Origin of the sequence: Gottfriedia sp. NPDC058432 (assembly GCF_042721555.1) — a bacterium.
Lineage (GTDB): Bacteria > Bacillota > Bacilli > Bacillales > Bacillaceae_G > Gottfriedia.
Genome location: NZ_JBHXLC010000001.1, coordinates 268,943 through 290,968 on the forward strand (window position 1 = coordinate 268,943; position 22,026 = coordinate 290,968).

At 32.8% G+C, this 22,026-nt stretch carries 21 protein-coding genes, 1 pseudogene and 1 other annotated feature; of the genes and pseudogenes, 15 read left to right on the plus strand and 7 right to left on the minus strand.

Annotation, left to right across the window (positions count from 1 at the left end; genetic code table 11):
* Together ACFWM3_RS01410 and ACFWM3_RS01415 are read left to right on the plus strand one after the other, a co-directional pair.
* Positions 1-918: pseudogene (locus ACFWM3_RS01410) on the plus strand (collagen-like protein); the annotation flags it as partial.
* Between the two features lie 231 nt (positions 919-1,149).
* Positions 1,150-2,526, plus strand: a complete 1,377-nt coding sequence (locus ACFWM3_RS01415; RefSeq protein WP_390309809.1) for a glycosyltransferase — start codon at positions 1,150-1,152, stop codon at positions 2,524-2,526.
* Between the two features lie 22 nt (positions 2,527-2,548).
* Here the strand turns inward: ACFWM3_RS01415 and ACFWM3_RS01420 are convergent, their stop codons facing one another.
* Both ACFWM3_RS01420 and ACFWM3_RS01425 read right to left on the minus strand, forming a co-directional pair.
* Complete coding sequence (locus ACFWM3_RS01420) at positions 2,549-3,607, minus strand: tetratricopeptide repeat-containing glycosyltransferase (RefSeq protein ID WP_390309811.1); 1,059 nt, start codon at positions 3,605-3,607, stop codon at positions 2,549-2,551.
* Positions 3,608-3,815: 208 nt separating this feature from the next.
* Positions 3,816-4,901 (minus strand): tetratricopeptide repeat-containing glycosyltransferase family 2 protein, encoded by a 1,086-nt coding sequence (locus ACFWM3_RS01425; RefSeq protein ID WP_390309813.1) that lies wholly within the window; start codon positions 4,899-4,901, stop codon positions 3,816-3,818.
* Positions 4,902-5,023: 122 nt separating this feature from the next.
* Positions 5,024-5,245 (plus strand) — a binding site (T-box leader).
* 42 nt (positions 5,246-5,287) lie between these two features.
* Here ACFWM3_RS01425 and argS point away from each other — a divergent pair.
* Complete coding sequence (gene argS / locus ACFWM3_RS01430) at positions 5,288-6,976, plus strand: arginine--tRNA ligase (RefSeq protein WP_390309814.1); 1,689 nt, start codon at positions 5,288-5,290, stop codon at positions 6,974-6,976.
* Positions 6,977-7,234: 258 nt separating this feature from the next.
* Positions 7,235-7,828: a nitroreductase family protein gene (locus ACFWM3_RS01435; RefSeq protein ID WP_390309816.1), complete on the plus strand. Its 594-nt coding sequence runs from the start codon at positions 7,235-7,237 to the stop codon at positions 7,826-7,828.
* Between the two features lie 64 nt (positions 7,829-7,892).
* Here the strand turns inward: ACFWM3_RS01435 and ACFWM3_RS01440 are convergent, their stop codons facing one another.
* Positions 7,893-9,449, minus strand: coding sequence for an ABC-F family ATP-binding cassette domain-containing protein (locus ACFWM3_RS01440; RefSeq protein ID WP_056472320.1), 1,557 nt, complete (start codon positions 9,447-9,449; stop codon positions 7,893-7,895).
* 248 nt (positions 9,450-9,697) lie between these two features.
* Here ACFWM3_RS01440 and ACFWM3_RS01445 point away from each other — a divergent pair, with 248 nt between their 5' ends.
* Positions 9,698-10,324 carry a hypothetical protein gene (locus ACFWM3_RS01445; RefSeq protein ID WP_390309818.1) on the plus strand — a complete coding sequence of 209 codons (627 nt, stop codon included), beginning with the start codon at positions 9,698-9,700 and terminating at the stop codon, positions 10,322-10,324.
* A 94-nt stretch (positions 10,325-10,418) separates the two neighbouring features.
* Entirely contained in the window at positions 10,419-11,033 is a 615-nt protein-coding gene (locus tag ACFWM3_RS01450; RefSeq protein WP_056472324.1) for a PH domain-containing protein, read from the plus strand.
* 559 nt (positions 11,034-11,592) lie between these two features.
* Here the strand turns inward: ACFWM3_RS01450 and ACFWM3_RS01455 are convergent.
* Together ACFWM3_RS01455 and ACFWM3_RS01460 are read right to left on the minus strand one after the other, a co-directional pair.
* Positions 11,593-12,051, minus strand: a complete 459-nt coding sequence (locus tag ACFWM3_RS01455; protein ID WP_390309820.1) for a PH domain-containing protein — start codon at positions 12,049-12,051, stop codon at positions 11,593-11,595.
* Between the two features lie 15 nt (positions 12,052-12,066).
* The gene (locus ACFWM3_RS01460; protein ID WP_056472327.1) at positions 12,067-12,507 is read right to left on the minus strand and encodes a DinB family protein; all 441 of its coding nucleotides are present in this window, start codon (positions 12,505-12,507) and stop codon (positions 12,067-12,069) included.
* A gap of 119 nt (positions 12,508-12,626) precedes the next feature.
* On the opposite strand from ACFWM3_RS01460, the gene ACFWM3_RS01465 reads away from it, so the two are divergent.
* Positions 12,627-12,899 carry a hypothetical protein gene (locus ACFWM3_RS01465; RefSeq protein ID WP_056472328.1) on the plus strand — a complete coding sequence of 91 codons (273 nt, stop codon included), beginning with the start codon at positions 12,627-12,629 and terminating at the stop codon, positions 12,897-12,899.
* Positions 12,900-12,933: 34 nt separating this feature from the next.
* Here ACFWM3_RS01465 and rnhC read toward each other — a convergent pair whose 3' ends face one another.
* Complete coding sequence (rnhC, locus tag ACFWM3_RS01470; RefSeq protein ID WP_390309822.1) at positions 12,934-13,866, minus strand: ribonuclease HIII; 933 nt, start codon at positions 13,864-13,866, stop codon at positions 12,934-12,936.
* A 97-nt stretch (positions 13,867-13,963) separates the two neighbouring features.
* Between rnhC and zapA the strand changes: the two genes are divergently transcribed.
* The 6 genes from zapA to ACFWM3_RS01500 all read left to right on the plus strand — a co-directional run bounded on the left by zapA (position 13,964) and on the right by ACFWM3_RS01500 (position 20,479).
* Positions 13,964-14,254, plus strand: a complete 291-nt coding sequence (gene zapA / locus ACFWM3_RS01475) for a cell division protein ZapA (protein ID WP_390309824.1) — start codon at positions 13,964-13,966, stop codon at positions 14,252-14,254.
* Entirely contained in the window at positions 14,247-14,774 is a 528-nt protein-coding gene (locus ACFWM3_RS01480; protein WP_056472335.1) for a CvpA family protein, read from the plus strand. The genes zapA and ACFWM3_RS01480 overlap by 8 nt, the downstream gene beginning before the upstream one ends.
* A 47-nt stretch (positions 14,775-14,821) precedes the next feature.
* A complete protein-coding gene (gene polX / locus ACFWM3_RS01485; RefSeq protein ID WP_390309826.1) occupies positions 14,822-16,546 on the plus strand; it encodes a DNA polymerase/3'-5' exonuclease PolX in 1,725 nt (574 codons plus the stop codon).
* Positions 16,547-16,561: 15 nt separating this feature from the next.
* Complete coding sequence (locus ACFWM3_RS01490; RefSeq protein WP_390309827.1) at positions 16,562-18,916, plus strand: endonuclease MutS2; 2,355 nt, start codon at positions 16,562-16,564, stop codon at positions 18,914-18,916.
* A gap of 228 nt (positions 18,917-19,144) precedes the next feature.
* Positions 19,145-20,014, plus strand: coding sequence for an alpha/beta hydrolase (locus tag ACFWM3_RS01495; RefSeq protein ID WP_056472344.1), 870 nt, complete (start codon positions 19,145-19,147; stop codon positions 20,012-20,014).
* A gap of 9 nt (positions 20,015-20,023) precedes the next feature.
* The gene (locus ACFWM3_RS01500) at positions 20,024-20,479 is read left to right on the plus strand and encodes a GNAT family N-acetyltransferase (RefSeq protein WP_390309829.1); all 456 of its coding nucleotides are present in this window, start codon (positions 20,024-20,026) and stop codon (positions 20,477-20,479) included.
* Between the two features lie 36 nt (positions 20,480-20,515).
* On the opposite strand, the gene ACFWM3_RS01505 is transcribed toward ACFWM3_RS01500, so the two are convergent.
* Complete coding sequence (locus ACFWM3_RS01505) at positions 20,516-20,956, minus strand: hypothetical protein (protein ID WP_056472349.1); 441 nt, start codon at positions 20,954-20,956, stop codon at positions 20,516-20,518.
* Positions 20,957-21,051: 95 nt separating this feature from the next.
* Here ACFWM3_RS01505 and ACFWM3_RS01510 point away from each other — a divergent pair, with 95 nt between their 5' ends.
* Positions 21,052-21,561 carry a hypothetical protein gene (locus ACFWM3_RS01510; protein ID WP_390309831.1) on the plus strand — a complete coding sequence of 170 codons (510 nt, stop codon included), beginning with the start codon at positions 21,052-21,054 and terminating at the stop codon, positions 21,559-21,561.
* Positions 21,562-21,668: 107 nt separating this feature from the next.
* Complete coding sequence (locus tag ACFWM3_RS01515) at positions 21,669-22,025, plus strand: hypothetical protein (RefSeq protein ID WP_390309832.1); 357 nt, start codon at positions 21,669-21,671, stop codon at positions 22,023-22,025.
* The last annotated feature ends 1 nt before the right edge of the window (position 22,026 follow it).

Sequence of the window (22,026 nt, forward strand, 5' to 3'; positions counted from 1 at the left end):
GGAGCAGACGGAGCGACAGGCCCAGCAGGAGCAACAGGTCCAGCAGGAGCAACAGGAGCAGACGGAGCGACAGGCCCAGCAGGAGCAACAGGTCCAGCAGGAGCAACAGGAGCAGACGGAGCGACAGGCCCAGCGGGAGCAACAGGTCCAGCGGGGGCAACAGGAGCAGACGGAGCGACAGGCCCAGCAGGAGCAACAGGTCCAGCAGGAGCAACAGGAGCAGACGGAGCGACAGGCCCAGCAGGAGCAACAGGTCCAGCGGGAGCAACAGGTCCAGCGGGAGCAACAGGAGCAGACGGAGCGACAGGCCCAGCAGGAGCAACAGGTCCAGCGGGAGCAACAGGAGCAGACGGAGCGACAGGCCCAGCAGGAGCAACAGGTCCAGCGGGAGCAACAGGAGCAGTCGGAGCAACAGGAGCAACGGGTCCGAGTGTAACTTCAACTGGATTCTCAGCATTCATTCCAAGTGTAAATACTGCTGCTACAGCTCAATTAACTAACTGGAGTGTTGCTAGTCCACATTTCAGTTCACCAGCTTTTGATCCAACACTTGGTAATTTTACAGTACCTGCTACAGGAAGATATACTTTTGAAGCAACAATTAACTATTCTACAACTGCAACAATAACGGCTGCTATCGGAGCAGGGATCAATCCTTCTTTTGTAATACGTAGAACTGCTCCTACTACTGCTGACTTAATAAGTGGTTTAGTACCAATTTTAGATGTAAATATACTTGCAGTACTGAACTTAAGAGCAATTCTAGGAGATGGAGCTGTCACGATTACAGGTGATTTCGAATTAACTGCAGGAGATGTGATTGGCCTCTTCTATGAAGCAGACGGATTGACAGTTCAGCTTACTTTAGGTGGAAACAATACAGCTGGTATCACTTGGTCAGTTCACCGTATTTCTTAACAATCACTCTTAGAGATTAGTAGTCCAATATTAAGGTGATGACAGTCCTCATTAATTATTCAATAGTAATCTATTCGAATAAATTAATGAGGATTTTTTTATTAAACAATTAACACTGACCAAATATTTCCATCTTGAATATATTAATTATTGCATGGGTTATTTAGATACATGAATTTAAAAGAAATCATACTTGCTAATGCAGTGAGATACTAAGAAGGTGTTTAATGAATGAAAACTAGTATTATTATTTTGACCTATAATCAGCTCGAGGTATCGAAAAAATGCTTTGAAAGTCTTGCGAAGTATACAAATGAAGATGAAGTAGAAATTATTGTTATTGATAATGGTTCGACTGATAGCACAAGAGATTACTTAAAAAATAATCCTTCTTTTATTACAATCTTTAATGAAGTAAATTTGGGGTTTGCTAAAGGGTGTAATCAAGGAATTGAAGTAGCAACAGGTGATAGCTTGTTATTTTTAAATAATGACACAATCGTTACAGAAAATTGGTTAGATTCTATGCTTACCCTTTTATATAGTAATGATAAAATTGGCATGGTTGGACCTGTTAGTAATTATGTAAGTGGATTGCAGCGAATTAATGTTGATTATCAAAATGATCAAGAAATTAATGATTTTTCATTAAAATATTGTGCCAATGTGAAAGGAATGTCTAAGCAAGTATTAAGATTAGTAGGATTTTGTTTATTAGTTAGACGCGAATTAATTGATCGGTTAGTAGGATTTGATGAGAGATTTAAACTAGGTTCATTTGAGGATGATGATATTTGTTTAAGAACTATTTTAGAAGGATATGAATTGCATATTGCATTAGATTCATTTGTTCATCATTATGGCCACATGACATTTAATGGAAATAGTGATATTAACATAAATCACCTATATATTGAAAATAGAATGAAGTATATTGAGAAGTGGGGAAACAATCTAATTGATATTGGTTATCCGAAGACGGAAGTTATTGAAATGTTACCGGGTAACATAAATAATGTATTAGAAATTGGTTGCTTAGCAGGAGCTACAGGTCTAGAAATTAAAAATCTATACAAATGTGAATTATTTGGTACAGAAAGTGATTCAGAGTTATCCTCAATTGCATCACAATTTTATAAGAGGGTTGATACAATCGGTGTTGACGAAGTGCCCCACAGTTATCCTAAGGCGTTTTTTGATTTAATCATAATTGATAATATTGTAAACCATCTTGTAGATCCTTGGAGTTATGTAAAAGAAATCACTAATCTTTTAAAACCATCTGGCTCAATTATTTGTAGAGTTCCAAATGTTTCCCATGGTGAAGTTCTCTTTCAATTACTACAAGGCCAATGGAATTATATACACGCTGGGATATTGAAAAAAGAAAATATTAGATTTTTCACGCCTCAAACAATTAATACGCTATTTCCAACTGACCAATTTGAAATGACCACGAAAAAGAATGAAAATATAAATGTAGATTTAAATATTAAGTTGTTTTTTGAAGAAGTAGTTCACCTAGCTCATAGTTTTGGAATAAATCTTGAACAACTAACTTCAAATCTTGAAATATATAATATGCTCATGTTAATAAGGAAAAAATGATTAAAAGGCAGTTGAGAGATTCTCAGCTGCCTTCGTTATTTAATCGATCTGAAAAGTACTCTCTATTTGAAAGAATACTTGGGTGTGTTGGATAAAATTTATAAGCTAATTCATTGTGCTCATTTGCAAGTCGAAACTCACCTATTCGATCATAGCAAACAGCTAGCTGTAAATGTGGTAGCCAAGTAGTACATGATGGGTTGTGAAGAATCAAACGATTGTTAACCTTATTTAAGGTTGCTTCTTTATACCAATAAATAGCTGAATTGAAATTATTTTTTTCAAAAAATGTATAAGCCAATCTACAACATGTTTCTGGATGAGTATTACCATATTTAAGAGCTCTTAATAGCCAAGTAGTTTCCAAATCTCTTAAATTAAGCTCGTGATAACTATTAGCAATATAATGACAGGCAAGGATATTAAGTTCCTCAAATGGCTGATTTAATCTCAAAAATTTTAAAAAATACTTTATTGATCGATCATGTTGATGATCTGAACTTAACTCTTTTGCATAAAAAAATAAATCCATCGTAGAAAGATTAATGTGATTACTTAACATTTGTTCATATATTTCAATATTTTCTTTAGTATTTTGTGTAAAAGGAAGATCTGTAATAACGAGATTAGTAGAAAATGATTCAGAGATTTGTTCATTATTCGCATCCGGTGAATGACTATTTGAACTTAATCTTTTAAATAATCTACTAATTTTTTGTTTGCTTTTTACATTCCATCCAATCTGATAATCGACAGCTACATTATAAACTTCATTGTCTATTGAGTGTTTTAACTTAGACAATGTTAATCGATCATTTTCTAGTAAAATTTCACTATGGTTTAGTAAAAGTATAAAGTCTTTTGTTGCCAATGATTTTGAAAAATTTAATGCAGCTATTTCATCCACACCATCAAAGACATGTATTTGGTCTGTAAACTGTCTTGCTAGCTCTATCGTTCGATCGTGGGAATTCATATCAACGATGATAATTTCATCAACTATGCTACTAACTGAACTAAGACATCTTTCAATTGTGGCTTCATTATTTTGTACAACCATGCATAAACTGACTGTGATCAAGCTATCACCCTTTCTTTAATTTTGATTTTGTATAAAATGATTGATGTTATATTAATGTTGATTTTATTAAATAGTAGTTTCCAGATCATCTAATTTGGGATTGTATGTCTATTTCTTCTTAAACTAGTTAGTTTATCAATCAAAATAGAGTTTATTAAACAGATAGGATCCAGGCAGGAAAAAAACGTTAGAAGATAGTAAGGGTGAGTTATTGGTCTTTAAAATATGAGCGGAAATATTCTTGGTTGTGTAGAACGGAAGGATTATTCGGAACATAACTAGCAGCTATATCATTATATTTTCTAGCAGTAAGTTGATCGCCTAATCGACTATAGCATAGACATAACTGTAGATTAGGTAACCAAGTGTAACAAGCCTGATTTATAAAAGGACTACTTGTTGGAACATCAACAAGAGTAGCAAGTTTATACCATGAAATAGCGCGTGTAAAATCACCTTGTTGAAGATAGACAAATCCTAAACGACAGCAGTTTTCTCCACGTGGTCCATCATATGAAAAAGATCTTAGACAACTACTAATCGCTTTTTCCAATTCGTTTAGATTAAAATAGCAGTCTGCCATTTTTCCGCACGCTTGAATATTATCCTCGTACCAGCCCTTTCCTTCATCAAGAAATAATTCATACCATTCAATTGCCTTTTCAAACAGCTGATGATCTACGCATTCATTCGCATAATAGTATTTGTCACGAGGACTTAGTTCATTTCCTGAAGAAATCGCATTTTCATAAATCTTTAAATTACGATCAGAAAACTCTTTGTCTTTTTGATGAATAATTGCGGCATCCGATTGAATAATTTCGCCGTAAACCTCCAAATATTCATGAACGAATCCAATCCATTTAAAATTTCTCTCTCGTTTAACGATTCGATTGCGTACAGAACTAAAGCTAGGATTACCATTTTCATCGAAAGCTAGATGATATTTCATCCCGACAGCGTCGACCTTTTTAGTTAATGACTTTTTTAATTTAAGTAATTTTTTTGCATTTTCATCAGTGATAATATCATCTGCATCTAGCCACATAATATAATCCTTCGTTGCTTTAGAAAACGCAAAATTTCTTGCCGCAGAAAAATCATTGATCCAAGTAAAATCATAGATTGAATTTGTAAACTTTTTAGCTATTTCCTTTGTTTTGTCTGTTGAACCAGTATCAATAATGACAATTTCGTCTACTATATTAGATACAGAGGATAAACATCTGGAAAGTACAGCTTCTTCGTTTTTAACAATCATACAAAGGCTTAAAGTTATTGTTTTTTTTTTCATGAATTCCACCTCAATTTCTATGTTATTAAGGTTGTCAACAAATGGTGTCATTCATAAAGTTCAAAAAAAGATTAATGTTGAAATTCTACATTAGATATGATTAAATGGAAAAAATGAATATTGAAAATTTTTAGATGAAGAGAGTAATCTTATTTTGATTCTTGTAGAGAGTTGGGGATGGTGGAAGCCTAACAGAGCGAATAAGATGAAGCGCACTTCGGAGAAGCAGTCTGAATTGATAGTAGGACTTTGCCGGGGAAGACCTCGTTAACAAATTTTAAAGTTGGTTCAATATATTTGAACAATTAGAGTGGTACCGCGGATTATTTAAACCCGTCTCTTATGATAGAGACGGTTTTTTTATATTTTGGAGAGGATTGATCATAATGAATTATGTAAATATGTATAGTGAACAAATTGAAAAAGCTTTAAATGGATCACTAACTTTAACTGAAATTAACTCACTTATCGAAAAACCGAATTATGCAGATCAAGGTGATTTAGCATTTCCTTGTTTCCAATTAGCAAAAGCATTAAAAAAATCTCCAGTAATAATTGCAAAGGAAATAGCAGCACAGATTAACCATGATTTAATTGAAAAAGTAGAAGCAAACGGCCCATACGTAAACTGTTTTTTGAATAAAAAGCTAGTAAGTAAGCAAGTAATTGAATTAGTTCTTGGTCAGGGGAAGGAATATGGTAACCAAGTAATTGGAGAAGACAAAACGGTTGCGATCGATTGTTCCTCTCCAAATATTGCAAAGCCATTTTCGATGGGGCACTTGCGTTCAACAATGATTGGAAATTCAATTGCTAAAATAGCTGAAAAAAATGGGTATAAAGCAATAAAAATTAATCACCTTGGAGACTGGGGAACACAGTTTGGGAAATTAATTGTTGCTTATAAACTTTGGGGTAATCAAGACGAAGTAAAAGAAAATCCAATAAAAGAACTTTTAAAATTATATGTTAAATTTCATGAAGAAGTTGAAAAAGAGCCTCAACTTGAGGAAGAAGCTAGAAGCTGGTTTAAGCAATTAGAGGAAAAAAATGAAGAAGCTTTACACTTATGGAAGTGGTTCCGTGATGAGTCTCTAAAAGAATTCATGTTAGTATACGATTTATTAGGTGTTAACTTTGATAGCTTTAACGGAGAAGCATTTTACAATGATAAAATGGACCGAGTTATTGAACTTCTAGAGCAAAAAAACCTTTTAGTCGAATCTGATGGTGCAGATGTTGTTGAATTAACTGAAAAGGAATTACCACCATGCTTAATTAGAAAATCTGATGGAGCTACGCTATATGCTACAAGAGATCTAGCAGCTGCACTTTATCGTAAAGAAACATATGATTTTGATAAAGCAGTGTATGTTGTAGGTGGAGAACAAGCATTGCATTTTGAGCAAGTATTTACAGTTTTGAACAAAATGGGGTACGAATGGTCTAAAGATATGGTTCACGTACCATTCGGCTTAATCCTACAAAATGGTAAAAAAATGTCTACACGTAAAGGAAAAATTGTTCTTTTAGAAGAGGTAATTGAGGAAGCGATTAGTTTAGCTAGTCAAAATATTGCAGAAAAAAATCCTACATTAAAAAATAAAGAAGAAGTAGCAAAAATGGTTGGAGTCGGTGCAATCATTTTCCAAGATTTAAAAAATGATCGTATGAATAACATCGAATTTTCACTTGAGCAAATGCTAAAATTTGAAGGTGAGACAGGACCATATGTACAATACTCCATTGCGAGAACAAATTCAATATTAGATAAAGCTTCATCACAGGATTTAAATAAACAAGATGGGCTTGATGATTCATATAGTTGGGACATCATAAAACATATACTTGAGTTCCCAAATAAAGTAGCGCGTAGTTTTGAACAATTTGAACCATCTGTCATTGCTAAATATACAATCGATTTGGCACAAAGCTTCAATAAATATTATGGAAATACACATATTCTAACAAATGATGACCAATTAGAAAGTAGATTGGCATTAACTAAAATTGTTTCCATTGTTCTTGAAGAAGGACTAAGATTATTAGGAATTCGTGCTCCAAAAGAGATGTAATAAAAACAGGTATTGAAGAAAATTTATTCTTCAATACCTGGTTTCTTTTTTGATATAATCTGAGCTTAAACACAGTCTTTCCATTTTTTACTACATATAAATAGTTATATCATTCTGTAGGAAGTAATTAACGATTTCATAATCAAAATAACGAAGTCTAAGAAAATAATTAAAAAACCAAAAGATTTATTGAAAATGATTATCATTTCCATTTATAATGAATTTAGGGATATTTAGAGACTAAGGAGATAACGTTCAATGTCAATTTTAGATTTTATAAAAAATAGAAGAACAATAAGAGATACAAAAAAGGTTCCAATTAATATGGAAGAATTAATGGAGCTACTTGAAGCTGCATCTTATGCTCCTTTCCACAGCAAAGAAGAGCCTTGGCAATTTATTATGGTTTCCGAAGAAAAAGAAAAAGAATATTACGCTTCAAAAATTGTAGATAGCTACGAAAGAATGGAATTAACGGAAACATATACAGTAGAGAAAATTAAAAAATCAACGGAATTCTTTAAAACATATATCGTCGACACACCAATGCATTTAATCATAACGACAGACCACTCAGAAAATGAAAAGAAAAATTTAGAAGCGATTGGAGCAACCTGTGCATTTGTTCAAAATTTACAATTAGCAGCTTGGGAAAAAAATATAGGAATGGTATGGCGAACAAATCCTTATATTTTTGATAAACAATTTTATATAGAGATGGGCATTCCTGAAAATCGAAAAATTTTAGGAGCTCTTCATATCGGTTATATAAATACAATGCCAAAAGGAACAAAGAAAAGAAAACATCCAAGTGAATGGACTACTAAGTTAAGTCAAAATATTACACTTTAAAAACGAAGATAGGGCAAAATAAAAAGAGAGTACGAAAATTTTTCGTCTCTCTTTTTTAAATTAATTAAAACACTTTAGTAGTCCAGTTTTCGCCATTCCAAACGTCTGTAACTAATCCTTGATAAAATTCAGGTTCGTGACAAATAATTAAAAGGCTTCCTTTGTACTCTTTTAGTGCTCGTTTAAGTTCTTCTTTAGCATCTACATCTAAATGGTTAGTAGGCTCATCGAGAACAAGTAAGTTTGTTTCTTGATTAATTAATTTACATAAACGAACTTTCGCCTTTTCTCCACCACTTAAAACAGCAACTTTACTTTCAATATGCTTTGTCGTTAGTCCACATTTTGCAAGTGCAGAACGTACTTCATATTGAGTAAATGATGGGAATTCATCCCAAACTTCATCGATACATGTTTTATTATTATCACCTTTTACTTCTTGTTCGAAGTATCCGATGTGAAGGAATTCTCCGCGCTCAACTTCACCAGAAATTGGTTTAATATCGCCAAGTAAACTACGCATTAACGTCGTTTTACCGATACCGTTCGCCCCAACTAAGGCAATTTTTTGTCCACGTTCCATACGAAGATTTAACGGTTTAGATAGTGGTTCGTCGTATCCAATCACTAAATCTTTTGCTTCAAATATTAATTTACCTGAAGTGCGAGCTGGTTTAAAGTGGAATTCTGGTTTTGGCTTTTCACGTGCAAGTTCAATGACATCCATTTTATCAAGTTTCTTTTGGCGAGACATTGCCATGTTACGGGTAGAAACACGAGCTTTATTACGAGCAACGAAATCTTTTAGTTCAGAGATTTCTTGTTGTTGACGTTTATAAGCTGATTCTAATTGTGATTTTTTCATTTCATGAATTCCTTTGAAATTATCATAATCACCAACATAACGATTTAATTCTTGGTTTTCCATGTGGTAAATTAAGTTAATTACACTATTTAAAAACGGAATATCATGCGAAATTAAAATAAATGCATTTTCATACTCTTGTAAATAACGCTTTAACCATTCAATATGCTGCTCATCTAAATAGTTAGTAGGCTCATCGAGTAATAAGATATCTGGTTTTTCTAAAAGAAGCTTTGAAAGAAGAACCTTTGAACGTTGTCCACCAGAAAGTTCTGTTACATCTCGGTCAAGTCCGATATCTTCCAAACCTAAACCACGACCAATTTCTTCAACTTTAGCATCGATAATATAGAAATCATTATTTGTTAAAGTATCTTGAAGAACACCTACATCCTCAAGCATTTTCTCCATTTCTTCTGGAGTTGCATCAGCCATTTTTACATATAAATCATTAATTTCATTTTCCATATCAAACATATATTGGAATGCACTTTTCAATACGTCACGAATTGACATACCTGGCTGTAATACAGCATGCTGATCTAAGTAACCTACACGTACTTTTTTAGACCATTCAACCTTACCTTCATCAGGCTGTAGTTTTCCAGTAACGATATTCATGAAAGTTGATTTACCTTCACCATTTGCACCAATAAGACCGATATGCTCACCTTTTAATAGACGGAACGATACATCATTAAAAATTGCACGATCACCGAATCCATGACTTAAGTTTTTTACAGTTAAAATACTCATTTATCTACACCTTTTCTATTGTTTTCGTTTTATATAATAATGTTCTTTAAAATTGGCTATTCGACTTTTTTTATAGAAAAGCTATAAAAAAGAACGGAATTTAAGCAATCACCATCTAATTATAGTCTGCAATTGGGTATGTGTTCAATGGTAAAATTAAAATAGCAAAAAAGGGAAAAAACGGGAAAACAGGGAATAAGGAGGTAGAAGAATTATAGAAGTAAGAGATATAAGGAGGTAAATTTTTATTGAGAAAAAAATTTTTATTATTAGCCATATTTGTTTTTTTAATTAGTTGTGATCGAGAAGCAACAAGTAAACATTTAACTGCTAGTGGAAGAAATGTTGTTGAATCTTATAAAATGCTTAATTCTGAGAAAAACGTAATCAAAAGAATAGGAGAAAATCCTGACCAAATAGCACTATTTAAATTGAACTTTGGAAATGTTAGTCAGTTGAAAGAGATTAAAGTAAAAGTGAAAGTGTATGAAGATGGAAAACTAATTCAGACAATTTCAGATTCAGGCATGTATATAAGTAAAAATGATATTGGAAAACAATTTTATCTTTCATTTAAACGAAAACTTCAATTAGAAACAGAACGAACTTATGAATGGAATACAACTATTTCACAAAGCGCTAATAACAGTAGTACGATTCAAACGCTATACAAACAGCCTCAAATGACGAATATTTCAACAATTGGAACCATATTTAAGAAACAAGAAATCAAAAAGGATAAGGAAATTATTCTTGGGGCATTTGTAGATGCAGTTGACAGGATGGAAACAGTAGAAGTTTTTCCTGACATTCAAGATAATGAAAGACTATTTAAAAATAAATATGTATACTTATTATGTCTGGTAGTGAAATAGATAAAAAAGTGATAAAGGGATAAAGGGATTAGCTTTTCATTTCCTTCGTATAGATATCCCATACACAGATCCGACAAAAGAGGAGGAATTATATATGTTTGGTAAAGTTGCTGCAGATATGCTTGGTTTAAGTGATGTAGGTAGTGTGATTGAACCGAAAAATTATGACAAAGTTGATTCTGACGATTATGTAATGCATGAAGATAATGAAAAAATTTATTTTTTAATTAAATCAAAATCAGATGAGTATTGCTTTACGAATAAGGCTTTAATTCATTTAGACGGTACAAGTGCAATAAGTAAGAAGCGTACACTTCATCGTTATAATTATCACACTCATAAAATCACACATGTTTTACTTGAAACAGCTGGTACAATTGATTTAGATGTTGAAATTAAGTTCAACATAGGCGGTAGAGAGTTTTCGATTGATGTTCATAAAAAACATATTGAACAAGTAAAGGATTTATACAAAGCATTACTAATGATCGCTGAAATAAGTCATGAAAATGAAAAAGCACTTGACTATGCGAAAGAAAGCATTGAAATTGCTTCTACAACATTAGGCCGCGTAACTTCAAATGAAAATAATTTAGTGAACAGTTTTAAAGAAATTAATGAAGCTGCTTTTGAATGGTTAATGAAATCTAGAGAGCAATACAAAGTTAAAGATTTCGGATCAGTATTTGAGAAGTATATTAATAATTAATTATGTAAAGGGAAGTCTCGTAAGTCTAAGCACTTATGAGACTTTTTTTGTGTCGGTGAAACTTAGATTAGAGAAATGCGAATAAAAGGGTTCATGAGTAAGTGGAAAAGCAGAAAGATGGATTATAGTAACTCATGGGAGATTCATGAGTAAGTAAAAAAGCAAAAAGATGGATTATAGTAACTCATTAGAGGTTCATGAGTAAGTAAAAAAGCAAAAAGATGGATTATAGTAACTCATTAGAGGTTCAAAAGTAAGTGAAAAAGCAAAAAGATGGATTATAGTAACTCATGAGAGGTCCATGAGTAAGTAAAAAAGCAGAAAGATGGATTTTAGTAACTCATGAGAGGTTCATGAGTAAGTAAAAAAGTAGAAAGATTGAATAGAGTAACTCATAAAGGGTTCATGAGGTAGTAAAAAAGCAAAAAGATGAATTGTAGAACCTCATTAAGGGTTCATGCGGTAGTAAAATTTGGGGAGAAATCAAACTAAAAATCAATTATAAACACAAAAAACTCGCAAGGAACCTAATACCTTGCGAGTTTTTTAGGGAAAAGTCCTAATTAATTAAAACTTCTGCTTTTTGACGATTTAAAATAGTAGCATCGGGACATCGTTTTTTTATTTCTCGTAAAAAATTTTTTTCATCTTTAGGAAGTGAAAGTAAGGCAAATCCGTACTTGTTATATTCGATTTTTAAACGTTTGAAGGTCCATGCAGGTGATGAAACTGGATTATTCGAGAAATTAATTGTTCTGATTTCACTATATGGAATGTTAATTGTAATAAATCCAAATTTTGATTTGAATTCAGTTTCGGTTAATTCATGGTATGTGTTGAATAATGCCCAAACTAGAACAATTAATATCGGTAATAAAAAGACAAAGACTACTAAACTTATAATGATTCCCGAGCTATCAGTTTCAATAAAGCTGATGATGGGAACTGAAATAATGATGGGAATTAAGCTCAGAATTAGGACGACTAAAAGAGGATTTTTCTTCACTTTAAATTTCATGGCGACACCTTAATCCTATCCTAAAATTTGATTTAAATGGTGCTTCATATGGTCAATGTAATCAGTAAATAACCAGCTTAGTGTAACAGATTCTTCATTTTGACTATTATATTGTAATTTCCATTGGTCTTCTGAAATGTTTGAGATCACATTCATGAAACGAGAATTTAGAGCAGTCCATAAAGTAAGAATTTCTTCAATTGTATAGCTATTTTGATAATCATTTAATTCAACCCATGAATTTTGTTTATAAAGCTCCAAAACAAGTTCATCATTAGAGGACAATCGATCTATAAATCTTTTATGATTCATAGTCGCAGAATCGCATAGATGTCCAAGGATTTCTTTTTTAGACCATTTAGTAGGACTTGGTTTATAATCTGTATTCGATAAAGCTCTAATGATTTTTGGAACGGATTGGATTAGACTACTAAATTCGTTTATTAAATTATTCATCTAAATATTCCTCCTTCGTTTCTACATGTTATGAATATGTTTAAACATTTTTCTTTATGAGTCTTTAGACAAGCCATAGCTGAATAGGTTATTAGTAGGACAATCTTGGAGGTGGCTTCATGTTAATCTTTTTACTTTATGTCGGATTGTTGGTTGGAGTCTTAGCTGTTTATAAAGATGCCATTAAGCGGGATGTTAGTAATCTTGGGTTTCAAATGATCGGTTATTATGTACTAGCTTCTTTACCATTTAGGTTATTTTGGTTACCGATCCCTTTTGGATTTTTGATTTGTTTATTTTTATTATCTAAACCGATGCTTCGATATAAAAAACAAAAACAAGTTGCTAGCTTATTAGGTTTCATTGTATTTATAGTAGATGCTTTATTCTAAATGAATTTTTCATTTAGAATAAAGCTTTTTTATTTTATTTCTTTGAAATCTTTAATGCCTTTTCGGTATTAGCAAAATGTAATTTCGTTAAACTTCGTAAAGCTTCAAAACCTTTTGATTTAATTAGCTTTGCAGCGGCTTGATCAACTTTTGCCCCAGCACCTTTTGGTAAGGTCATGCCAGCTTTTTCACTTAATTGATCCATTTGTTGTAGGAAAGCATATCGGGCTAAAATAGAAGAAACTGCAACTGAGAGATGCAAACCTTCTGCTTTTGTAGCGAATTGAACTTTATCACGAATAACTTCTTTTGTTCCTTTTAAATATCCGTAGTATAAATTTGGAGGAGTAAATTGATCAATTAAGATTGCATCATATTTTTTATCTTCTAATTTTGCAATAGTATTTCGAATTGCTTGATTATGTAATAGCGCCTTTAGTTTATTCATGTTATATCCTTTTTCTTGCATAGCATTGTATTTCTCATTGTGCAGTACTAAGAGGCTGTAAGTTACGACATGAACAATTTTTTTTGCTATGCTGCATATGGCATCGTCAGTTAGTTCTTTGGAATCTTTTACGCCTAATTCTTTAAGTAATTCGAATTGACTTGGTTCTACAAAGGAAGCTACTACTGTCATCGGCCCAAAGTAATCACCTGTACCAACTTCATCACTACCTATAACTGCAAGACTTGAAAAGTTTTTTGGTAAAGTTGAATTCGTATTTGTAGAGTTTACCTTTTTAGGAGTTTGGCTAGCCGATTTACCTTGCCATTTACTTACTTCGGTATCACAATTTGAGCCTTGAAACATTACTTTACCTGATTTGTATGCAGTGATTGTACAGCCACTAGGTTTAGCCATAAATACTCCACCTTGTGGTACTTTTGATTGAAGGCTGCTTTGGTAGTGTGCTTTCATCTTTATGAGAGTATCTTCAGAAACTGTTAATACAGTGTTTGACATAAATTTCTCCTTTATAAATGGATATTTTCCTATACTTTTGTTTGTATTGAATTTCATGTTATAGTTAAGGTTAGAATGTTTATAGCTGAATGGAGGTATGAAGTTGTCCAATTCTTCATCGAAACAAAAACTAAATGTAACTATTTATGGGCAACATTATGCAATTACTGGTGACGAGTCAACAAATCATATTCGCCATGTTGCCTCAATTGTAGATGATAAAATGAAAGAAATAAATAAAAAAAATCCATTATTAGATACTAATAAATTAGCTGTATTGACAGCAATAAATATTGTAAGTGATTATGTAAAATTAAAAGAAAGAGCTGAGATGCTCGAAAAATTATTAGAAAAACAAACGAAAAGTGAGCAGAAAGAAAATGATTGATTTAATTATACTTATTATTTTTATTTTAGGAATTTTGACAGGTTGGAAAAGAGGATTTGTTAGCAGCCTTGTACGATTACTAGGTTTTTTACTTTCCATATACCTAGCTTATCATTATTATGAGCAGACCGCTACTTCGCTTAAAAAAATATTTCCAATTCATATAAGCGGAGGACAAACCGTTAATGCAGAACAGTTCGTATATGAAATTATAGCTTTTGCTTTGCTATTTATTGGGACAAGGCTAGTTATTTCATTTATTGGTTCGTTATTAAATGGAGTTTTCCAATTACCTGTTTTAAAGCAGATGAACTCTTTCTTAGGTGGTATTTTTGGTTTTATAGAAGTTTATTTATTTGCGGTTTTGGCGCTTTTTATAGCTTTAATTATACCAATTGATACGCTTCATGTTTTATTACATAAATCAAATATCGCGTATTTTATGGTTCAACATACACCATTTATATCAAATCAATTAATGGAATTATGGAACGGATTTTCTAGTTCTGAAATACTTTAACCTGAGTTTAAGTGAAAAAAATTTCTATGTTAAGTAGGTGACTTAAAATGCACAAAAAAGAGTTAATTAAATTGTTAGAACAAATTGCTACTTATTTAGAACTAAAAGGTGAGAATGCTTTTAAAATATCAGCATTTCGTAAAGCGGCAAATGCATTAGAAACTGATGAAAGAAGTCTTGAGCAAATCGACGACTTTACTGCTATAAAAGGGATCGGAAAAGGGACTTCTGCTGTAATTTTAGAATATATCGAAACTGGTAAAAGTACGGTTTTGGAAGAACTACAAGAGTCATTGCCTAAAACTTTACTTCCTTTACTCAGACTACCAGGATTAGGTGGAAAAAAAGTAGCTAAGCTTTATCAATCATTACAAATTGAGAGCATGGAGCAGTTAAAAGAAGCATGCTTAAATGGTAAGTTACAAGGGTTAGCTGGATTCGGTAAAAAGACAGAGAAAAATATTTTAGAATCAATCGAGGAATTTGGTAAGCAGCCTGAACGCTTGCCACTTGCAGATGTATTACCGATTGCTGATAAAATTGAAGCATATTTAGCAAAGATGAAGGATGTTGAAAAGTTTTCAAGAGCAGGAAGCTTACGAAGAGTACGTGAAACTGTTAAAGATTTAGACTTCATCGTTTCATCAAATAAACCTGAAAGTATTAAAGAACAATTACTTTCGATGCCAGAAATCGTTCGAATAATTGCACAAGGGGATACAAAAGTTTCTCTTGTTTTAAAAGGTGTTGAGTATGAGATTTCAGTTGACTTCCGAATTATTCAACCAAAAGAGTTTGCTACAACGCTGCATCATTTTACTGGTTCCAAGGATCATAATGTAGCTATGCGTCAATTGGCTAAAGATCGTGATGAAAAAATTAGTGAGTACGGTGTTGAGAATGTTAATACTGGTGAGGTTTTAACATTTGAAAATGAAGAAGATTTTTATGCTCACTTTAATTTACCTTGTTTTCCTCCTGAAATTAGAGAGGATGGAAAGGAAGTTTCAACTTTTACAAACAATTATCCATTAATTCGTTTAGAAGATATGGTATCTGATTTGCATATGCACTCTACTTGGAGTGATGGTGGCTATTCAATCGAAGAAATGGCAGATGCATGCCGTGCTAAGGGATATAAATATATTGTCATCACAGACCATTCACAATATTTAAAAGTTGCGAACGGTTTAACTCCTGAGCGTCTATGGAAACAAAAAGAAGAAATTCAGCGTGTAAATGAAAAATACACTGATTTTACAATTCTACATGGGGTAGAAATGGATATTTTACCTGATGGTTCGTTAGATTATGAAGATGATGTTTTACGTTCACTTGATTTTGTTATTGCGTCAATTCATTCTAGCTTTAGTCAAGATGAAGAGACAATTATGATGCGTTTAAAAAATGCAATGAGAAATCCTTATGTTAGCATGATTGGGCATCCAACAGGTCGCAAAATAGGTAGAAGAGCTGGGTACAAAGTAAATGCTGAAGAATTAATTTCTGTAGCAAAAGAAACAGGTACAATTTTAGAATTAAATGCAAATCCAAATCGATTAGATTTAAATAAAGAAATGTTAATGATGGCTGCGGAAGCTGGTGTGATGCTATCAATTAATACTGATGCACATAACATTGATATGCTAGAGCATATGACTGTTGGGGTTAGTGCTGCCAAGAAGGCTTGGTTAAAAAGAGAAAATATAGTAAATACATTTGAATTACACGAACTTTTAAGCTTGATTGAAAGGAAACGTAATCGAGTGTAAGGAGGATTACGGGGTATGCAACGTACATTAAGAGTTTTAGAGTACGATAAAATAAAAGAACAATTACTTAAACACGCTTCATCTTCACTAGGTAAGGAACGTATAAAAAACCTTTTACCAAGTACTAGTTATGATGAAGTTGTTGAACTACATGAATCAACTGACGAAGCTGTGAAAGTTATTCGACTACGAGGAAATGTACCTCTTGGTGGTTTATCAGATATAAGAATGCAAGTAAAAAGGGCAGATATTGGTGGGATGCTATCTCCTTCTGAACTAATTGCGATTTCGGGTGTTACATATGCTGGACGTCAAATGATTCGATTTATTGAAGGCTTAATTGAGAGTGAAGTAGAAATTCCATATTTAGAATCATTAAGTGAGCAAATCATTCCTTTATTAGAATTAGATAAAAATATAAAGGCTGCTATTGGTGATAATGGAGAAGTTTTAGATGACGCTAGTGTGACACTTCGAACGATTCGCGGACAAGTTCGAACAGCTGAAGCTCGAATTCGTGAAAAATTAGAGAGTCTAACTAGAGGTACAAATGCACAAAAAATGTTATCAGATTCAATCGTAACGATTCGTAATGATCGTTTCGTTATTCCAGTAAAACAAGAATATCGACATGTTTATGGTGGTATTGTTCATGATCAATCTTCTTCTGGTCAAACATTATTTATTGAGCCACAAGCTGTCGTTACATTAAACAATAGTTTACAAGAAGCAAAAGTTAAAGAAGAACAAGAAATTGAGAAAATTTTAATGGCATTAACAGGCCAAGTAGCTGAGGCTTCAGCGGATTTATTGCAAAATGTTGAAATTTTAGCTGAAATGGATTTCTTATTTGCAAAAGCTAACTATTCGCACTCAATTAAGGCAAGTAAACCAATTTTAAATAACGATCGATATTTTAAATTAAAAAAAGCACGTCATCCACTAATTCCAAGGGATGTAGTAGTAGCTAATGATATTGAATTAGGTAAGGACTTTACTACGATTGTCATTACTGGTCCAAATACAGGTGGTAAGACGGTTACTTTAAAAACGATTGGTATTTGTGTTTTAATGGCACAATCTGGTCTACAAATTCCTGCACTAGACGGTTCAGAAATCTGTGTGTTTGAGCAAATATTCGCTGATATTGGTGATGAGCAATCAATCGAACAGAGCTTAAGTACATTCTCTTCTCATATGGTGAACATTGTAGATATTTTAAAACATGTTAATCATAGTAGTCTTGTATTATTTGATGAATTAGGAGCTGGAACTGACCCTCAGGAAGGTGCAGCTTTAGCAATCTCAATCTTAGATGAAGTAAGTGAATACGGTGCAAGAGTAGTAGCGACAACGCATTATCCTGAATTAAAAGCATATAGTTACAATCGAGAGCACGTTATGAATGCTAGTGTTGAATTTGATGTAGAAACATTAAGTCCGACTTATCGACTATTAATTGGTGTTCCAGGTAGAAGTAATGCATTTGAGATTTCTAGAAGACTAGGACTTTCAAATCGTGTAATTGAAAAAGCAAGAAATCATGTAAGTGAAGAAAGTAATGAAGTTGAAAATATGATTGCATCTTTAGAAACGAGTAGAAAAGGTGCAGAAACAGAATGGAAAGAAGCAGAAGATTTCCGTAAAGAATCCGAGCGTGTTTTCAAAGACTTACAAAAGCAAATGATGGAATTTTATGAGCACCGTGATGAATTATATCGTGGAGCACAAGAAGAAGCGAAAAAGCGTGTCAAGGTAGCGCAACAAGAGGCTGAGGAAATTATTAAAGAGTTGAGAGAGCTAAAAGCTGGCCAATTAGCTTCAATTAAAGATCATGAATTAATAGAGGCAAGAACGCGCTTGGAAGGGGCAATTCCTTATGCTCCTAAGAAAACAATTCCTCAAGCTGCACCAAAGAAACAAAGAAAACTTCGTGAAGGTGACGAAGTAAAAGTAATTAGCTTTAACCAAAAAGGAACACTACTTGATAAAATTAGTGAAGGTGAATGGCAAGTTCAGCTCGGTATTATAAAGATGAAGGTTAAAGAAAAAGATATCGAATATGTAAGTTCACCTAAAGAAGTAAAAGAACGTACTGTTACAGCTGTAAAAGGTAAGGATTTTCATGTTAATCTTGAGCTGGATCTTAGAGGTGAAAGATATGAAGATGCGCTAATACGGGTTGAAAAATATATCGATGATGCATTATTAGCCGGTTATCCTCGAATTAATATCATTCATGGAAAAGGAACTGGCGCACTGAGACAAGGGGTACAGGAATACTTAAAAAAACACAGATCAGTTAAATCCTATCGATATGGAGCAGCCTCCGAGGGCGGAATAGGTGTTACTGTTGTCGATTTAAAATAAGGTAATAGGGGATCTAAGATGGAAAAGTTGGCAAAAATCTTATTTGCGGTTTGTGCAGTATTTTTAATTTGGGGAATTTTGTATGTAACAGTTATTAAATAAAGTAATTGAGGCTAGCATCATTAATGTATTTCTATTAAATTATGTAGACGTTAAAATCTTACATAATAATGAACTTAGAAGACATAACCTGAGTTAGTCTCTTTTTTGTTAGAAAGGTGAATTGGCTTGAAGAAAATCATTTTAGCATTAGTCATCTTTGTTATTGTCTTTGTTGGTTTTAATGGTTTTCAACATAAACACCATAAGAAGATAAATGATGTAAGTAAAGATATTATTGTGCAAAGAGATGTACGTTACACAAATCCTGCCCAGGTTCCACAAACCTTTGATGTATACCGATCTAAAAATTCACATGGTCCATCACCAACGTTGATATTTGTTCATGGTGGTTCTTGGAGATATGGAAGTAAAGCGTTAAATAAGCGTTGGAGTACGGTCTTTAACGAAATTGTAAAAGATGGATATACAGCAATTAGTATAGACTATACACTTTATTCAAAAGAAAATTATTCATATAACTTTCCAGTTCGTGACGTGAAAACGGCAATCGACTTTATTTACAGAAATTCTACTGAGTTAGGGATTGATCGAAATCAAATCGGGATAGCTGGTGCTTCTGCCGGTGGACACTTAGCTTTATTAACTGGTCTTCAGCCAGATATACAAAACAAAATAAAATATATAATTGCTTGGTATCCAATATCAGACTTAACGACCATGAATCAATCCCCTTCTTCAAGGAGTTCAGAAATTGTAGATAAATATATGAATAGTACTGTAGATCAAATGACAGATGAGTATAATCGAATGAGTCCAATTCAATATGTAGAAACGACAAAAGTCCCAATCTTTATCGTACATGGAACTGGAGATAAGCTTGTTCCGTTCAGTCAATCTAAGCGTTTTGCTAAAAAAAATCCAAAAATGGTTACGTTGATTGCACTTAAAAATGGAAACCATGGATTTACAAATCTTTCGGTACAAAAATCTACCAATGATACGATAAACTATTTAAAGGCAAGATTAAAAAAGTAAGGAGTATCAATGAAGCATATTAATAAAATTCAATTTTTAACAAAAGAGCATTGGAATCTATTGTTATTAGCTGATCCATCAAAAGAAATGGTAGATAAATATATTCAAAAGAGTAACATTTATGAAATACTAGACCAAAATTTACTCGTCGGTGTATTAGTATTAATGGAGAATTCAAGTGAAGAGATTGAAATTAAAAATATTGCAATTGATCCGGCCTTCCAAGGACAAGGATTTGGAAAAAATTTAATCCACTATGGAATTAATGAATCTAAAAAACTTGGTTACTCTAAAATTTCGATCTGCACAGGTAACTCAAGTACATATCAACTAGCATTATATAAAAATTGCGGATTTCAAATCAGTACTGTTTATCACAATTTCTTTATTGATCATTATGATGAAGAAATTTGGGAAAATGGCATACAGTGTAAGGATTTAATCAAGCTGGAACAATATTTATAAAAAAAGCTACCTATGAAGATTTAGGTAGCTTTTTGTTTATTCATTATACGGTTTGACATACATTACATAAGTATTACGGTCTTGATCAACTTCATTTGAAGTTTGCTCATAAATTTGATGATTTATAGTTAGATAAGTTGATTGGAGCCATGAAAGTAAATCCAATTCATCTCCGCTCTCATAGAAATGAATTTCATCAAAAGAATCGACATCTCTAATTTCAATGCCTAACGGTCTGTTTAAATGGTAAAAAGGAGTATTTTCCATATCTGATTCAATAACCTCAATTACATATCGATCTTCTTCGATATAAGAGCCTCTATTCTCGTAAACGAAACCATTTAAAATAAAGTAATCGCAATATCTTCTTGTAAAGATTTGGACCTTTGATAAAAATGGAAAATGGTAAATAGGTCGTGTAGATTCTCCATCAAGTAATCGATATTCAAGAACAAAGATGTTGTCTGTATTAAACATTGTTCAAACTCCTTTTAATAATTGTATATACATTAGTATATAACACAGTTTAGGATAGAAATGTATGTATTTATATATTGAATTAGGAGAATACAATGTCAAAAACATCAAAATTAATGAAAAAAGTGAGTATTGCCTTAACAAGTGGTATTGTAATAAGTTCATTAACCGGGTGTGGATCTGAACCAGAGTTTATTGAGACAACTGATAATTCTCAAGATTATTATGAATCAAGTCAACCGGTTTATGATGAGGGGAAGACGACTGAAGATCGTTCAGATGAGACTGATTACACTGATCCTATTTACGAACAAACTGAAAGTGACGAAACAGAGTTTGCGTATACAGATACCGAAATGCCTGATGACGAAAATTGTAGTGATTGGGAATTTGACTATGAAGATAATATTTGGATTTGTGATGATAGTTCAAGCTCATATTACCGAAATTTCTTCTTTTTAGGCTCATTCTTTGCAACAAAAAATATGTTATATAGCAACAATGAATTTAATCAATATAAATCCTCAGGCATTATTAAAGGAACAAATTCCTCGGTTAAAAAAAGTGGTTTTGGTAGTGGCGTTTCTGGGGGATTTGGAGGTTAATTTAAAAGATAACAAGAGTAAGAGGGATAGCTAAAGCTAATTTCTATATACTTTAAGAGAAGGATTAGTTTAGAATAGAATAATTCAATACTCGAAAGGAGATCCCAATGTCAAAAACATCAATATTAATGAAAAAAGTTAGTATCGCATTAACGAGTGGATTAGCAGTAAGTGCATTAGCTGGCTGCGGTTCTCAAAATGCTGACAGACCAGAAAAACCGAAAAATGACGATTGTCGTGATTGGGAGTTTGATGATGACGAAGGTGTTTGGGTTTGTGATGATAGCACTAGTCATTACTACCATAGTTATTATCATGGCGGAATATTTTATCCAACAATAAGGGCACTTCATGGAAGTAGTTCTTATAAGAGCTATAAATCTTCTAGTAAATATGCAGGGCATACTTCGTCTTCAAGTAAAAGTGGTTTTGGAAAAGGTTCATCTGGAGGATTTGGTGGTTAAT